General features: G+C 74.5%; 10 protein-coding genes. 6 read left to right on the plus strand and 4 right to left on the minus strand.

Annotation, left to right across the window (positions count from 1 at the left end):
* Positions 1-134 precede the first annotated feature (134 nt).
* Positions 135-926 (plus strand): ArsR/SmtB family transcription factor, encoded by a 792-nt coding sequence (locus tag LG396_RS10970; protein ID WP_027768933.1) that lies wholly within the window; start codon positions 135-137, stop codon positions 924-926.
* 61 nt (positions 927-987) lie between these two features.
* Here LG396_RS10970 and LG396_RS10975 read toward each other — a convergent pair whose 3' ends face one another.
* Positions 988-2,964 carry an acyl-CoA dehydrogenase family protein gene (locus LG396_RS10975; RefSeq protein WP_225794611.1) on the minus strand — a complete coding sequence of 659 codons (1,977 nt, stop codon included), beginning with the start codon at positions 2,962-2,964 and terminating at the stop codon, positions 988-990.
* A gap of 457 nt (positions 2,965-3,421) precedes the next feature.
* Here LG396_RS10975 and LG396_RS10980 point away from each other — a divergent pair, with 457 nt between their 5' ends.
* Both LG396_RS10980 and LG396_RS10985 read left to right on the plus strand, forming a co-directional pair.
* Positions 3,422-4,870 (plus strand): aldehyde dehydrogenase family protein, encoded by a 1,449-nt coding sequence (locus LG396_RS10980; RefSeq protein WP_018839971.1) that lies wholly within the window; start codon positions 3,422-3,424, stop codon positions 4,868-4,870.
* A gap of 172 nt (positions 4,871-5,042) precedes the next feature.
* A complete protein-coding gene (locus LG396_RS10985; RefSeq protein WP_225794612.1) occupies positions 5,043-6,359 on the plus strand; it encodes a phospholipase D-like domain-containing protein in 1,317 nt (438 codons plus the stop codon).
* Between the two features lie 67 nt (positions 6,360-6,426).
* Here LG396_RS10985 and LG396_RS10990 read toward each other — a convergent pair whose 3' ends face one another.
* On the minus strand, positions 6,427-8,283 hold the full coding sequence (locus LG396_RS10990; RefSeq protein ID WP_225794613.1) for a PucR family transcriptional regulator: 1,857 nt from the start codon (positions 8,281-8,283) through the stop codon (positions 6,427-6,429).
* A gap of 245 nt (positions 8,284-8,528) precedes the next feature.
* Positions 8,529-10,769 (minus strand): hypothetical protein, encoded by a 2,241-nt coding sequence (locus LG396_RS10995; RefSeq protein ID WP_225794614.1) that lies wholly within the window; start codon positions 10,767-10,769, stop codon positions 8,529-8,531.
* Between the two features lie 286 nt (positions 10,770-11,055).
* On the opposite strand from LG396_RS10995, the gene sigJ reads away from it, so the two are divergent.
* From sigJ to LG396_RS11010, 3 genes are all read left to right on the plus strand, one after another.
* Complete coding sequence (gene sigJ, locus LG396_RS11000) at positions 11,056-11,952, plus strand: RNA polymerase sigma factor SigJ (RefSeq protein WP_225794843.1); 897 nt, start codon at positions 11,056-11,058, stop codon at positions 11,950-11,952.
* 246 nt (positions 11,953-12,198) lie between these two features.
* Positions 12,199-13,557, plus strand: a complete 1,359-nt coding sequence (gene gabT / locus LG396_RS11005; RefSeq protein ID WP_018839966.1) for a 4-aminobutyrate--2-oxoglutarate transaminase — start codon at positions 12,199-12,201, stop codon at positions 13,555-13,557.
* Positions 13,554-14,453 (plus strand): phosphatase PAP2 family protein, encoded by a 900-nt coding sequence (locus LG396_RS11010; RefSeq protein ID WP_225794615.1) that lies wholly within the window; start codon positions 13,554-13,556, stop codon positions 14,451-14,453. Before gabT ends, LG396_RS11010 begins: the two co-directional genes overlap by 4 nt.
* Here the strand turns inward: LG396_RS11010 and LG396_RS11015 are convergent.
* Positions 14,416-14,958: a hypothetical protein gene (locus LG396_RS11015; RefSeq protein ID WP_225794616.1), complete on the minus strand. Its 543-nt coding sequence runs from the start codon at positions 14,956-14,958 to the stop codon at positions 14,416-14,418. The genes LG396_RS11010 and LG396_RS11015 overlap by 38 nt on opposite strands.
* Position 14,959 lies beyond the last annotated feature (1 nt).

The raw sequence follows: 14,959 nt of genomic DNA on the forward strand, positions 1-14,959 counted from the left end.
TAGGGATTTCCTATCGGGATGCTAGGGATAGCCTTCAGTCAATTTCACCCCCGAACCGTGAGCTGCGCCACTCGGGAGCCCCGCCTTGACAGGCAACCATTTGGTTGCCAATCTGCTGGGCAGAGGTGGTGACCATGGACGACGTCTTCAGGGCGCTCGCCGACGGCAGCCGCAGAGAGCTGCTGGACCGCCTCAACGAGCGGAACGGCCAGACCCTGCGGGAGTTGTGCGCGGGACTGGAGATGAGCAGGCAGGCGGTGAGCAAGCACCTGGCGGTGCTGGAGTCCGCCGGCCTGGTCACCGCCGTACGGCACGGCCGGGAGAAGCTGCACTACCTGAACCCCGTGCCGGTCCACGAGCTGGCCGACCGCTGGATCAGCCGGTACGAGCGCGGGCGTCTGACGGCCCTGTCCGCGCTGAAGCAAGCGCTGGAAGGACAGTCCGTGACCAAGCCCGCGTTCGTCTACACGATCTACATCGACACCACGGCCGAGCGGCTCTACGAGGCGCTGACGACGCCCGAATTCCTGAAGCAGTACCACGGCGGCTGGGCGCCCCGCTCCGACTGGCAGGTGGGCTCCACCGTCTACTGGCCCGTGGAGGAGCACGGCGAGCCCCAGGACCTGGGCCAGCGCGTCCTGATCGCCGAGCCCGGCAAGCGGCTGGTGTACACCTGGCACACGCTCCAGCCCATGCACCAGGAGATGCTGGGCATGTCCGACGCGGAGTTCGCGGAGGCGCGCAAGGAGCGCTCGCAGGTGGCCTTCGACATCGAACCGGCGGAGATCCCGGAGCTGGGCGTGAAGCTGACCATCACGCACGACCACTTCGACAGCCCCGGGAGCAGGATGCTGGAGAGCGTCAGCGGCGGCTGGATCATGCTCGCCTCGCAGCTCAAGTCGATCCTGGAGCGGCAGCCGGCCTGACGGCCCGCGCACGGCGTCCGCACCGCCGCGAAGGACGGTGCGGCCGCCGCGCGGGCAGTGCCTAGCGGATCGGCCGGTGCAGGTTCGGCTTCTTCGCCGGGCCCGGCTCGGCCTCGGCGATCCACGGGCCGTCGCCCGACGGGTCGACGATGCCCTCCTCCAGCCAGGTGTACGCGTCGTCCAGTACCCGCCGCACCACCGTGCGGTCCAGGTCGTCGGTGTTCGTCCACAGCCGGCCGAACAGCTCCTCGACCCGGATGCGGGCCTGCCGGCAGAAGGCGTCGGCCAGTTCGTACGCCTCCTTGCCGTGCCCGCCCCGGCCGGCGGCGGTGCGCAGCATCTCGGCCCGTACGCACGCGGCGCTCATCGCGAACAGCTCCGCGCCGATGTCCACCACCCGGCCGAGGAACCCCTGCTTGGTCTCCATCTTCCCCTGCCAGCGGGACATCCCGTAGAACGTCGAGCGCGCCAGCCGGCGGGCGCCGCGCTCCACGAAGCGCAGGTGGGTGGAGAGGTCGCGGTGACCTGGCGGGTGGAACTCGCCGTAGGTCCGCGGCACCTGCCCCTTGCCCGCGACCAGCTTCGGCAGCCAGCGGGCGTAGAAGCCGCCGGCGCGCGCGCCCGCGCGTGCCTTCTCGGAGAGGTTCTTCTGCGGGTCGATGAGGTCGCCGGCGACCTTGAGGTGGGCGTCCACCGCCTCCCGGGCGATGAGCAGGTGCATGATCTCCGTGGAGCCCTCGAAGATCCGGTTGATCCTCAGGTCCCGGACGATCTGCTCCGCCGGGATCGCCTTCTCGCCGCGGGCGGCGAGCGACTCGGCCGTCTCGTAGCCGCGGCCGCCGCGGATCTGGATCAGCTCGTCGGCCATGAGGCTGGCCATCTCCGAGCCGTAGAGCTTGGCGAGGGCGGCCTCGATGCGGATGTCGTTGCGGTCCTCGTCGGCCATCTGCGAGGACAGGTCGAGCACGGCCTCCAGCGCGAACGTCGTCGCCGCGATGAAGGAGATCTTCGCCCCGACCGCCTCGTGCTTGGCCACCGGCCGCCCCCACTGCTCGCGGGCGCCGCCCCAGCCGCGGGCGATCTTCAGACACCACTTGCCGGCGCCCACGCACAGCGCGGGCAGCGAGAGCCGCCCGGTGTTGAGCGTGGTCAGGGCGATCTTCAGGCCCGCACCCTCGGGGCCGATGCGGTTGGCGGCGGGAACGCGCACCTGGTGGAAGCGGGTGACGCCGTTCTCGATGCCGCGCAGGCCCATGAAGCTGTTGCGGTTCTCGACGGTGACGCCCTCGGCGGCGGCCTCGACGACGAACGCCGTGATGCCGCCCCGGTGCCCTTCCGCCCCCTCGTCAGAAGGCCGCGGCGGTACCCGCGCCATGACCACGAGCAGGTCGGCGACGACGCCGTTGGTGGTCCAGAGCTTGACGCCGTCGAGCAGGTAGTCGGCGTCGGGCCCGTCGCCGTCGGGGACCGCGGTGGTCGCCAGCCGGGCCGGGTCGGAGCCCACGTCGGGCTCGGTGAGCAGGAAGGCGGAGATGTCGGTGCGGGCGCACCGGGGCAGGAACTCCTCCTTCTGCTCCTCGGTGCCGAAGATCTTCAGCGGCTGCGGCACACCGATCGACTGGTGCGCCGAGAGCAGCGCGCCGACGGCGGGGCTCGCGGTGCCGACGAGGGCGAGGGACTTGTTGTAGTAGACCTGCGTCAGGCCGAGACCGCCGTACTTCCGGTCGATCTTCATGCCGAAGGCGCCGATCTCCTTCAGCCCGCGCACGGTCTCGTCGGGGATCTGCGCGTCGCGCTCGATCCGCGCCCCGTCGATGTGCGGGTCGCAGAAGTCGCGCAGCGTGGCGAGGAACTCCTCACCGCGCTCGACGTCCGCGGGGGCGGGCTCGGGGTGGGGGTGGATGAGGTCCAGGCGGAAGCGGCCGAGAAACAGCTCCTTGGCGAAGCTGGGTTTGCGCCAGTCCTGCTCGCGTGCGGCCTCGGCGACCTCCCTGGCTTCCTTCTCGGAGACGGACGGCCGTGTGGATGGTGCGGTCATGAGGGGACTCACCTCGCCGCTGAGTAGGGGTTACCAGCCGGTGCTACTTGTGCGTATGTACCCGATTCGGGAGGACGACACCACCCCGCGCGCGCCAATCGGGTGCCCCGGGCCCTCCGCGGCCCCGTACGCGCCCTGCTCGCGCCCCCTCCGCACGCCCCTGGCGCCCCTGCCGCACGCCCTCGGCGATCGGGCCGCGTCCCCTCGGCGATCGGGCCGCGATCCCGCCGTGTGCCCCCGTCGATCCCGCGGCGATCCCGCCGCGATCCCCCTCTTCCCGCACTCCCGCCCCAGGGTAGGCCGCCCCTGTGACAAGATCACCGGGCCGCGGCGGGGGCCCACCCTTCCGTCACGTAGCGACGCACCCGCCGAGTGCTACGTGCCGGACAACGCACCCTGCCCCGCCGAGCGCCTACGGTGGGCAGCAGAGGTACATGACTCTCCGGAGGGATCTGCCGTGACTTCCACACAAGCGTTCTGGCTCGCCGGCCGGCAGGCGACCGGCGAGGACACCCTAGACGTCACCTCGCCCTGGGACGGCCGCAAGGTCGGCACGGTGAGCATTCCCACCGACGCCCAGATCGAGGAGGCCGTCGCCGCCGCGCACGCGGTGAAGGAGGAGCTGGCCGCCACCCCCGCGCACGTGCGCGCCGCGGCGCTCGACCACGTGACCAAGCAGATCGCCGCGCGCGCCGAGGAGATCGCCCGGCTGATCTCCGCCGAGAACGGCAAGCCGCTGAAGTGGGCGCGCGGCGAGGTCGGCCGCGCCGTGTCCACGTTCCGCTTCGCCACCGAGGAGGCCCGCAGGTGGGGCAGCGGTGACGGCCAGCGGCTCGACACCGACCCGGGCGGGGCCGGCCGGCTGGCCTTCACCCGCCGCTTCCCGTACGGCCCGGTCCTCGGCATCGCGCCGTTCAACTTCCCGCTGAACCTGTGCGCCCACAAGGTCGCCCCGGCCCTGGCCGTCGGCGCCCCGATCATCCTCAAGCCCGCCCCCGCGACCCCGCTGTCCGGTCTGCTGCTCGGCGAGCTGCTGGCGGAGACCGACCTGCCGGCCGGGAGCTGGAGCGTGCTGCCGGTGCCGAACGACCGGATGCCCGACCTCACCGAGGACGACCGGCTGCCGATCATCTCCTTCACCGGCTCCGACACCGTCGGCTACGCGATCCTGGAGGCGGTCCCCGGCAAGCGCGTCACCCTGGAGCTGGGCGGCAACGGCGCCGCCGTCGTGCTGGGCGACTACGCCTCCGAGGCCGACCTCGACCACGCCGCGCAGCGGATCGGCACGTTCGCCAACTACCAGGCGGGCCAGTCGTGCATCTCCGTCCAGCGCGTGATCGCCGACGCCTCGGTGTACGACCGCCTGGTGCCGAAGATCGTCGCGGCCGTCGAGTCGCAGGTGACCGGTGACCCGGCGGACGAGTCCACCGACGTCGGCCCGATGGTCAGCGAGGCCGCGGCCCAGCGGCTGGAGTCGTGGGTCGACGAGGCCGTGGGCGCCGGCGCCCAGCTGCTGACGGGCGGCAAGCGGGACGGTGCGTCGTACACGCCGACGGTGCTCACCGACGTGCCGGGCGGGGTGAAGATCTCCCGCGAGGAGGCGTTCGGGCCGGTGGTGACGGTGCAGCGGGCGGACGGCGAGGACGCCGCGTTCGCGGCGGTCAACGACTCGAAGTACGGCCTCCAGGCCGGCGTGTTCACGCACGACGTGCAGAGCGCCTTCCGGGCGCAGCGGAAGCTGGAGGTCGGCGGCGTGATCGTCGGCGACGTCCCGTCGTACCGCGCGGACCAGATGCCGTACGGGGGCGTGAAGCGCTCCGGCGTGGGGCGCGAGGGCGTGCGGTTCGCGATGGAGGACTACACGTACGAGAAGGTCATGGTCTTCACGGGCCTCGACGCACTCTGACGCCGCCCGGCGACAGGACCCCCGGGGCACCCGCCCCGGGGGTCCTCGCGTTTCGGCCAACCCGGGAATAACTACGAATTAATCGGTGACAGGCTCCTGACAAGCCGGAGCCGCGCCCTCTAGGGTGCTCGGCGACCCGCCAACTCCCAGGCATCCAGGGGGGATTCACCACATGAGACGCATACGCGCCTGGCGGCCCGCCGGCGTAGCCGCCGTCCTGCTCTCGCTGACCGCGACCCTCGTCTCCGGCGCCACCGCCGCCGAGCACGAGCCCGCGAGCGCGCCCGGGCCCGCGCAGCCGGCCGCCGCCGCGCCGTCAGCCCTCGCGAAGCCCGTCGTCAACGGCCCCGTCTTCAACGACCCGCTCGGCTCCGCCGCCCAGCGCAGCGCCGTCTTCACCCAGCTCATCGCGCTCATCGACGCCACCCCCGCCGGCCAGACCATCCGCGCCTCGGTGTTCGAGCTGGAGGACGCGGCCGTCGCCGACGCCCTCATAGCCGCCCACGGCCGCGGCGTCGCGGTGAAGCTGATCGTCGACGACAACACCCGGGACAAGGGCAGCGCCGCCTGGACCTCGCTGCGCGGCGCGCTGGGCACGGACGACACGAAGACGTCCTGGATAGTCGTCTGCGACGACCGGTTCGAGACCCCCGGCCAGGACAACGTCCAGCGCGGCTGCCTGCCGACGCCGCCGCCCGGCCCCGCGTACAACCACAACAAGTTCTTCGTCTTCAGCAGGGTCGGCCCCTTCGACGACGGGACCGGCTACGACAAGGTCGTCTTCCAGTCGTCCTCCAACCTCAACGACTGGTACAAGAACGAGTCGTACAACGACGCCGTGACCTTCACCGACGCCACCGTCCACGACGGCTACGCGAAGTTCCACGAGGACCAGCGCCGCCTGCGCCACTCGGCGACCGGCGACAACACGTACTACTGGTCCACCCCCACCGGCTCCCGCTACCGGGCGTTCTTCTTCCCCCGCGGCGACTCGAACTACGGCAACCCGGCCTCCGACACCATCGTCAACACCCTCGACGAGGTGGCGTGCGCGTACACCGGCACGGACGGCAAGCGGCACCAGACGGACATCCGCGTCGCCATGTTCCAGTTCCTCGGCTCCCGCAAGCAGGTGGCCCAGAAGCTGGCGCAGAAGCGCGCGCAGGGCTGCTGGGTCGACGTCGTCTACAGCGAGGGCGACGCGACGGTCGAGGGCATCCTCGACGGCGCCGGCATCCAGCGGCAGTACTGCAACTTCAACAACGGCCCGGGCATCGACGTGCGTACGCACACGAAGTTCTGGCTGCTGGACGGCGACTACAACGGCAGCATCACACCGCGCGTGTACACGGGCAGCCACAACTGGACCGGATCAGGGCTGCGTTCCGCGGACGAGGCGATGGTGCGGATCACGAGCGCGGACTACCACGCGAAGTACCTGTCGTACTTCTACAAGATCCGCGACACCTGCAAGGCCCGTACGCCGTGAGCCGCCCGCGGCCGCGCCGGGGCGTGCGCGCCCCGGCGCGGCCCGGCGCGGCCCGTGGGGGCGCGCCCTACGCCTTGAGGGCCAGCCACAGCTCCATCCGCGTGTCCGGGTCGTCCAGCGAGCGCCCGAGGATCTCCTCGACCCGCCGCATCCGGTAGCGCAGCGTGTGCCGGTGCACCCCGAGGTCGGCCGCCGCGGCGTCCCACTGCCCGTGCCGCGACAGCCACGCGCGCAGCGAGGCCACCAGGTCGCCGCGGCCCCGCTCGTCGTGCTCGCGCAGCGCCCGCAGCGTGCCGTCCGCGAACGCCTGCACCGCGTCGTCAGCCAGCAGGTCCACCACCGAGCCCGCCGTGACGTCCTCGTGCTCGACCAGCACCCGGCCGCGCCGCCGCGCCACCGACAGCGCCTGCTCCGCCTGCTTGTACGCCACCGTCACCACCGCGGGCCCCGCCGGCGCCGACACCCCGGCGACCAGCGGCAGGGCCCCCTGCCCCGCGGCGGACCCGCGGGCCTGCCCCACCGCGCCCGGGTGCGCGGCCTCGACCCGCCCGGCGTGCTGCGCCGCCGCCTCCGCGACCGCGCCGCCGTCCGTGGCCAGCACCACCAGCCGCCCGGCGTCGGGCACCGCGAGGAACGTCTCGCCGGCCCCGGCCGCCGCGGCGTCCAGCGCGTCGGCCAGTTCCCCCAGCGCCTCCGGCAGCGGCTCCGGGTCGCCCTCCCCCACCGGCGCCACCGGGACGGCGGCGTCGGCGACGAGGAGGCGTACGGGCGCGTCCAGCAGCCCGCCGTACAGCGGTCCCGCGACGGCCCGCGCGTGGTCGGGCTGGCCGGCGAGGAGCAGCCGCAGGACGGCGGTGCCGAGGCGCTGCTCGGCGGCGGAGAAGGCGCTGGAGCGCTCGGTGACGAGGGTGAGGAGGGAGACGGCGGCGTGGACGGCGTAGCGCTCGGCGGGGGCGAGCTTGCCGCCGGTCCCGACGGCGAGCACGCCGCAGCAGCGGCGGCCGGAGCCGAGGGACTGCAGCTCGACGCGGTCCTCGGCGGCGCCGGCGGCGGTGTCGGCGGTGCCGCGCCGGGGGGCGGCACCGTTGCCGGCGCTGCCGCCGCCGGCGGTACGGCCGGACGGGGCGCCTCCGGACGAAGCACCGGACGCGGCCCCGCGGGCCGTACCGCCAACGGCGGCAGCCGCGGCCGTGCCGCTGCCCGCGTCCGGTGCCGCGGCCCCCTCCGCCGCACCTTCCGCGGCGCCCTCCGCCGCTTCCTCCGCGCCCTCCGGCTCCTCTGCCCGTACGCCCGCCACCACCGCGCTCGCCGGCGCCGGCCGCCGCCGCAGCCGGGCCGCGTCGCCCTTCAGTGCCTCCGCCCGCGCCTCCGCCCGCGCCGGGGACACCGCGAGCACCTCGCCCGCCGTGTCGTACAGCGCCGCCCAGCCGCCCACGTGCGCCGCGAGCCGGCTGACGACGGTCGCCGGCCCCTCCGCGCCGAGCGCCGCCCGCGTCAGGTCCCGCTGCGCCTCGAAGCCGCGGGTCAGCGCCCGGTACTGGTCGGCGGCGATGGCCGCGGAGACCACCTTGGAGATGGCGATGAACGGCGTCGTCCGCGGCACCTCCAGCAGCGGCACCCGCGCCTCCCGGGAGGCCGCGAGCAGCGCCTCCGGCGCCGTCTCGTAGTTCACGCCGACCCCGAAGCCCACCCCGACCACACCGGCGTCCGCGAGCCGCCGCATGTAGCGGCGCATGGCGTCGGCGTCCTCGACGTCGAGCTTGAGCGCGGTGGTCAGGATCAGCTCGCCGCCTTCGAGGTACGGCACGGGGTCTATCAGTTCGCTGGTCTGCGCCCAGCGCACGGTCACGGCCAGGTCGTCGGCCCCGGTGAGGACCGAGAGCTTGAGGGTGGGATGGCGGACGAGCGAGGCGAGCGTGGGCATGGCACCTTCTGGCTGCTGCGGCGGCCGGGGCCGCCGTGCTGTTCGTGACTGTCTGCGCGACCGCCTCGGCCCGGGCCGGTTCGTACGCGACCGACCCTGACCGCCCCCGTCCGACCCCGGCGGGCCACTGCCCGCGGGATCCGACGATCCACACCGCCCTCCGGCCGTCGCGGAGGTCTCCGACCGCTTTCAGACTGCCGCTCTGTCTTACGCCGCTCCGTATGAACGGCTCTCGCCATTGTGCCTCAGCGGTGCAAGTCGACGAGCACCGGAGGCGTCCGCTCACCGCCCACGGTGGTCACGGAGAGCACCGCGTGCCCGGGCGGCAGCGTGTTCGCCAGCTCCGAGGCCGACCAGCGCTCCCGCTCCACCGTGCGCACCGTCACCGAACGGCTCGTGGCTTTGGTACCCGTGAACACCTGCCGTACCCATCGGACCAGCCGCCGGATCAGCCCGCCGGAGACCTTCGGGACGTGCGTGACGTCCTCCGCCTCGACCCACTCGGCGCCCCACGCCTCCGCGAAGTGCCGGCCGTCCCAGGTGCTGACGCCCGTCAGCACCATCCGGCAGCCGACCGCGGCCAGCAGCGGGCCGCGCACCGGCTCCGCCACGTCGGCCATGCCGTGCAGCCCGAGCACCACGCCGGCGTGCGCGGCGCGCAGCCGGCTGATGGCCCGTACGGACTCGGGGCTGGCGGTGCGCGCGGCGTCGTCGAGGACGAGGGCGGCGAAGAGGGAGCGGTCCGAGCGGGCCGGGGCTGCGGCGGTGAACTGGGCGAGGAGCAGCCGGGCCAGCACGCGGGACGCCTCGGCGTGCGTCCCCTCCGGCAGCACGATCCGCACCCGCATCGGGTGCTCGAGCGCGCGCATGGAGAACTGGCGGCCGCGGCCGCGGGTGTCGAAGAACCGGGCGAAGGCGGGGCGGTCCAGCACCGCGAGCCGGCCGGCGAGGAGTGCGCCGATGTCGCCGGGGCGGGAGAGCTGGCGCTCGCGGGCGTCGAGCTCGCGGAGGGCGGCGACGGCGCGGTCGGCGGCGTAGGCGTCTTCGCCGTCGTGGGTGCCGCCGGCGCCGCCGGTGCCGCCGTCCGGGCCGCCGTACGGCTTGCCCTCGGCGACGGCGGTGCAGTCGCGCCGCAGGGCGGCGAGGGCGGCGCGGTCGCCGTCGAGGAGGCCGCGCAGCTCGGAGACGCCGGGGAGGGAGCCGTACGCCGCCTGGTAGGCGCCGATGAGCTGGCCGAGGGCGGTGACGGCGGGGCGGGCGTGCGCCCAGTCGGCCTCGTCGCCGCCGAGCAGGGCCTCGGCGAGCAGGGCGGCGGCCTCGTCGGGGTCGGCGGTGCCGCCGTAGAGGTCGAGGTCGTGCGGGGAGGAGGGATCGGCGATGCGGATGACGACGTCGTACGCGTCGTCGTCACCGAGCGGCGCACCGGCGGCGCCGACGACGACGACGGCGGCGCGCCCGGCGAGGGCCTGGAGGCAGAGCAGCTCGGCGACGGGGCCGGTGACGCGGTCGCCGATCACGTTGCCGGCGGGGCCGACGGCGAGTAACCCGGTGCCGAGGAGCCCGGTTTCGAGGGCGACGGCGCCGCCGCGGTAGGCGTGCGGGTTGCGCTTGTCGTCGGGGGCGGCGCCGACGCGGACCTGGCCGGTGACGAGGTCGTGCCGGTAGGCGCGGCGGCCGATGTCGCGGAGGCCGGAGGGGTGCGGGCAGGCGGCGGGGCCGTCGCGGCGCACGGAGTCGGCGAACGCCCGCAGCCGCTCGGGGCGGGCCCGTACGGACTCCCAGGCCCGGCCTATCCGCGCCAGGTCGACGTCGTTCATCCCCCCGGCCCGCGCCGCCCCGCCCAGCACCTCGGCCTCCCCCACCAACCCGGCAGCCCGCAACTCAGGCCAGGCCACAGGATCCTCAGCCTCGGCTTCCTCCGGACTCCGGTCGGCCTGCGGGTTGCTGAGGACCGGTGCCAGGAATCGGGTCCACACCTCCTGCCACCGCCCGGCGCGGCCGAAGACGTACACGAGAAGCAGGATGAAGAGTCCGTAGTAGATGTAGCCCGCGACGACCATCGGGGCGGATCCCCGCCAGGAGTCCAGCGTGATCCAGTCGAACGGCCACAGCCAGATGGTGATGACGCCGTTCCAGCACAGCGACCACACGATCAACCCGCTGAGCAGAGCAAACGCGGCACCGCCGAGCAGCTGTCGATCGGAGATCCGGTCCGGCTCCTCAGGCGGCCGCGGTACGTGCCCCAACCGCCAGATCCCCGGCCCCGCCTCCGGCCGCGGCGTGCGCATCCACCGGACGAACGGGTTCTCCCACGCTTCGGCCCCGCCGCCCTCCGCCGCACCGGGCGCCGCACCCGGCAGCCCTCCCCGGGACTGCGGCGGCACCGCGGGCGCGATGGGCGGCTGCGCGGGCCACGCGGGACGACGAGGTCGATCCCCGTGCTCCGGTCCCGGCTTCCGCGGGCCGAGTCGGCCGTCCTCGCCCATGTTCTGCTCTTTCCTTCCGCGGGGCCCGGCCCGATTCCGGGTCCGGCCCTGACCTTGCGTCCCTGCGCCCCGTCCGGCGCCGACCGGCAACTCCGCGCCGTCCCGCCCAACTTAGCGCGTACCGCCCACCGACCCGGTGCCCGTCCGCGGCGCGCGTCAACCGCTCCCGCCCGGCCCGCAGTCACACATCTGCCCCCCGCGTCGTCCTCAAGGCATGAGAAACACCACCTCGGGGACGCCCCTGCCCGCCGACCCCCCAGGCCACCTCGCGAAGGAGGCGGTGAGCTTGCCGTACGAGGACGAACTCGCCCGGGCCTTCGAGGTCGAGCGGCCCCGTCTGCTGCGGGTCGCGTACTCCACCACCGGGTCCCTCGCCGAGGCCGAGGACTGCGTGCAGGAGTCCTGGCTGCGGCTGCGCCGTGTGCCCGACCCCCGGGCGATCCGCGACCTGCGCGGCTGGCTCACCACCGCCGTCGGGCGGCTCGCGCTGGACGCGCTCGGCAGCGCCCGCTCCCGCCGCGAGCGGTACGTGGGCACCTGGCTGCCCGAGCCGGTGGTGGAGCGCGCCGGGGCGGTCGCGTCCGACCCCGCGGAGCGGGTGACGCTCGACGAGGCGGTCAGCATGGCCCTGCTCGTCGTGCTGGACGAGCTGTCCCCCGCGCAGCGCACCGCCTTCCTCCTCCACGACGTCTTCGGCATGCCCTTCGGCCAGGTCGCCGAGGTCGTCGGCCGCACCCCGGCCGCCGTGCGCCAACTGGCCTCCCGCGCACGGCGGCACGTCGAGCGGAACCGCCCGCACACGCCCGCGCCGCGGGCGGAGCAGTGGCGGCTGGTGCACGCGTTCGCCGCCGCCTGCCGGGAGGGCGACCTGGAGGGGCTGGTGCGGCTGCTCGATCCGGAGGTGGCGTGGCGCGGGGACGGCGGCGGGCTGGTCTCGTCGCTGCCGGGCGTGGTGCGGGGCGCGGAGCGGGTGGCGAGCGGGCTGATCGCGTTCGGCCGCGGGCCGATGCCGCCCGGCTCCCTGCGCGTGGCCACCGTCAACGGAGCCGCCGGGCTGCTGTTCTACGCGCCGGAGGGGGACGTCTCGGTGGCCTCGTTCACGGTGGACGGCGGGCGGATCACGGCGATCGACGTGCAGCGCAACCCGGAGAAGCTGACGTCGGTCCGCTACCCGGGGGCGTAGGCGGGGCGCGGGTCCGTGCGCGGTGCGGGTCCGTACGGGCCCGGCGCCGCCGCCGCGCCCCCGTACGCCGTACGCCCGCGCCCTCCCCTCCCGTGCGCCCCCGCGTTTTCCCAGCTCACCCGCCCCCTGTCCAACGTGGACAAAGCGACACGGCAGACCGCTCCCCCGCGTAGCATGCCCCCACCCGGCGCCCGGCCCTAGCCTGCGAGGGAGAGCATCGTCGTCCGGACCCGGAGGAGATCCCCCATGACCAGCGCTTCCGCCACCGCAGGCGCCGCGCTCCCCCAGGAGCGGCGGCTTGTCACCCCGATTCCGGGGCCGAAGTCCCAGGAGCTGATGGCCCGCAAGAACGGCGCCGTGGCACAGGGCGTGGGCACGGTGATGCCGGTCTTCGCCGCCCGTGCCGCCGGCGGCGTCGTCGAGGACGTCGACGGCAACCGGCTCATCGACTTCGGCGCCGGCATCGCCGTCACGTCCGTCGGCAACAGCGCCGAGGCCGTCGTCCGCCGCGCGTCCGCGCAGCTGGCCGACTTCACGCACACCTGCATGATGGTCACCCCGTACGAGGGCTACGTGGAGGTCTGCGAGCAGCTCGCCGAGCTGACCCCCGGGGACCACGCCAAGAAGTCGGCGCTCTTCAACTCCGGCGCCGAGGCCGTGGAGAACGCCGTCAAGATCGCCCGTTCGTACACCGGCCGCCAGGCCGTCGTCGTCTTCGACCACGGCTACCACGGGCGCACGAACCTCACCATGGCGCTCACCGCCAAGGACATGCCGTACAAGCACGGCTTCGGCCCCTTCGCGCCGGAGATCTACCGCGTGCCCGTGGCCTACCCCTACCGCTGGCTCACCGGCCCCGAGAACTGCGCAGAGGAGGCCGCGGCGCAGGCCATGGACCTGATCAGCAAGCAGGTCGGCGCGGAGAACGTGGCGGCGATCGTCATCGAGCCGATCCTCGGCGAGGGCGGCTTCATCGTGCCGGCGCCCGGCTTCCTGCCGCGGATCGCGCAGTTCGCGAAGGACAACGGGATCGTCTTCGTCGCGGACGAGATCCAGTCCGGCTTCTGCCGTACGGGGCAGTGGTTCGCCTCCGAGGCGGAGGGCGTCGTGCCCGACCTCATCACCACCGCCAAGGGCATCGCCGGCGGGCTGCCGCTGGCCGCGGTCACCGGCCGCGCGGAGATGATGGACGCCCCGCACGTCGGCGGCCTCGGCGGCACGTACGGCGGCAACCCGGTGGCGTGCGCCGCCGCGCTCGGCGCCATCGAGACGATGCGCGAGCTGGACCTGAACGCGAAGGCCCGGCGCATCGAGGAGATCATGAAGAGCCGGCTGCTGGCGCTCCAGGAGAAGCACGGGGCCATCGGCGAGGTGCGCGGGCGGGGTGCGATGCTTGCCATCGAACTGGTCAAGCCGGGGACGAAGGACCCCGACCCGCAGCTGACGGCGGCGCTGGCCAAGGCGTGCCATGCGGAGGGGCTGCTGGTGCTGACCACCGGGACGTACGGGAACGTGATGCGCTTTCTGCCGCCGCTGGTGATCGGCGAGGACCTGCTGGCCGAGGGGCTGGACATTCTGGAAGGGGCGCTCTCGCGGAACGCGTGAGGCAGTCGGTACGGGCACGGCGCACCCCGCGCCGGACGGCGGCGCGGGGTGCGGAGCGGGCACAGGAGCATGAGCCGGAGCCGCCGCCCCCGCGGCGGCGGGCCGGCGCGGCCCCGGCCGTCCTCTGCTGCGCCGTGCTGTACGGGCTGTTCGCCTGGCAGGTCGCGGTGGACGGGCCGGTGCGCGAGCTGGACGAGCGCACCGGCCCCGCGTTGTCACGGCACGCCCCGCCGGGCGCGGAGCTGCTGGCCGACCTGGGCGGGGTCTGGGTGGCGCTGCCGGTGCTCGCGGCGGCGATGCTGTACGCGGTGTGGCGCACGCCGGTACGCGCCGGGGCGCAACCCGGGGGCGGGAAACGTGCCGCGACCGCCCCCGCGCACCGCGGCACTCCCCCCTCCCGCCTCCCGCACGTCCTGCGCCGCCTCTTGCACCGCTTCCTGCACCACTTCCTGCGCCGCGTCCCCGCCGCCGTCCGGGTCCCGCTGGTCGCCGGGGCCGCCGCCTTCGCCGTGCTGCCCGCCGTCGTCCTGCCGCTGAAGTCCGCGCAGGCCCGGCCCGGCCCCAAGGGCCCGCTCGCCGACGACTACGCGGGCTTCTTCCCCTCCGGCCACTCCACCACCGCCGCCGTCGCCTACGGCGCCGCCGTGCTGCTCCTGCTGCCGCTGGTGCGCTCCCGCGCCGCCCGGCGGCTGCTGGTCGCCGCGGCGGGGGCGGTGGTGCTCGGGGTTGGGGCGGGGCTGGTGTGGCGGGAGTACCACTGGCCGCTCGACGTGCTGGCGGGGTGGTGCGTGGCGGGGGTGCTGCTCGCCGGCTGCTGGTACGGCGCCGCCCGGCTCACGGCGTACGCCGCGGCGCGCGTCACTCCGCACGGTGCGGATCCCCTCCGCCGCCCGTAGCACCGCCCGGGCCGCCGCCCCGGCCGTCCGTACCACCTGCACCGCCCGGGCCGTCCGGGCCGTCCGCCAGGTGCGCCGCTGCCTCGTGCATCGCCAGCTCCAGCACCACCGGATCCGTCAGCCGCCCGCTGCCGTCCGGCGGCACCAGCCACCGCACCCCGCCCGTCGACCGCCCCGGGTAGGGCACCACGATCCACGTCCCGCGCCCCGCGCTCCGCACCCCCGTACCGACCCACCGCGCGGCGGTCCCCGGCGGCACGAAGAACCCCAGCCGCTCGTCCGTCACGTCCGTGAGTACCGGTCCCGGCAGGTCGGTGATCCTCGCGACCACGTCGAGGGTCGGCCGCCCCAGCTCCCCCGGCAGGATCAGGACGTCCCACAACCGGCCGGCGGGCAGCAGCGACACCCCCAGCGGGTTGCGCTCCCACTCCCAGCGGCAGGCCTCGGGCTCGGGCGCCGCCGACACCAGCCACTCCACCGCGGACTTCGCCCCCGCACCAGTCATC

Source organism: Streptomyces aculeolatus (genome assembly GCF_020400605.1).
GTDB classification, from domain to species: Bacteria; Actinomycetota; Actinomycetes; order Streptomycetales; family Streptomycetaceae; genus Streptomyces; species Streptomyces aculeolatus.

Bases quoted from the DNA above. Each gene is read 5' to 3' on its own strand.
- LG396_RS10970 (WP_027768933.1), top strand. From the start codon at position 135: ATGGACGACGTCTTCAGGGCGCTCGCCGACGGCAGCCGCAGAGAGCTG.
- LG396_RS10975 (WP_225794611.1), bottom strand. From the start codon at position 2,964: ATGACCGCACCATCCACACGGCCGTCCGTCTCCGAGAAGGAAGCCAGG.
- LG396_RS10985 (WP_225794612.1), top strand. From the start codon at position 5,043: ATGAGACGCATACGCGCCTGGCGGCCCGCCGGCGTAGCCGCCGTCCTG.
- LG396_RS10990 (WP_225794613.1), bottom strand. From the start codon at position 8,283: ATGCCCACGCTCGCCTCGCTCGTCCGCCATCCCACCCTCAAGCTCTCG.
- LG396_RS10995 (WP_225794614.1), bottom strand. From the start codon at position 10,769: ATGGGCGAGGACGGCCGACTCGGCCCGCGGAAGCCGGGACCGGAGCAC.
- gabT (WP_018839966.1), top strand. From the start codon at position 12,199: ATGACCAGCGCTTCCGCCACCGCAGGCGCCGCGCTCCCCCAGGAGCGG.
- LG396_RS11015 (WP_225794616.1), bottom strand. From the start codon at position 14,958: ATGACTGGTGCGGGGGCGAAGTCCGCGGTGGAGTGGCTGGTGTCGGCG.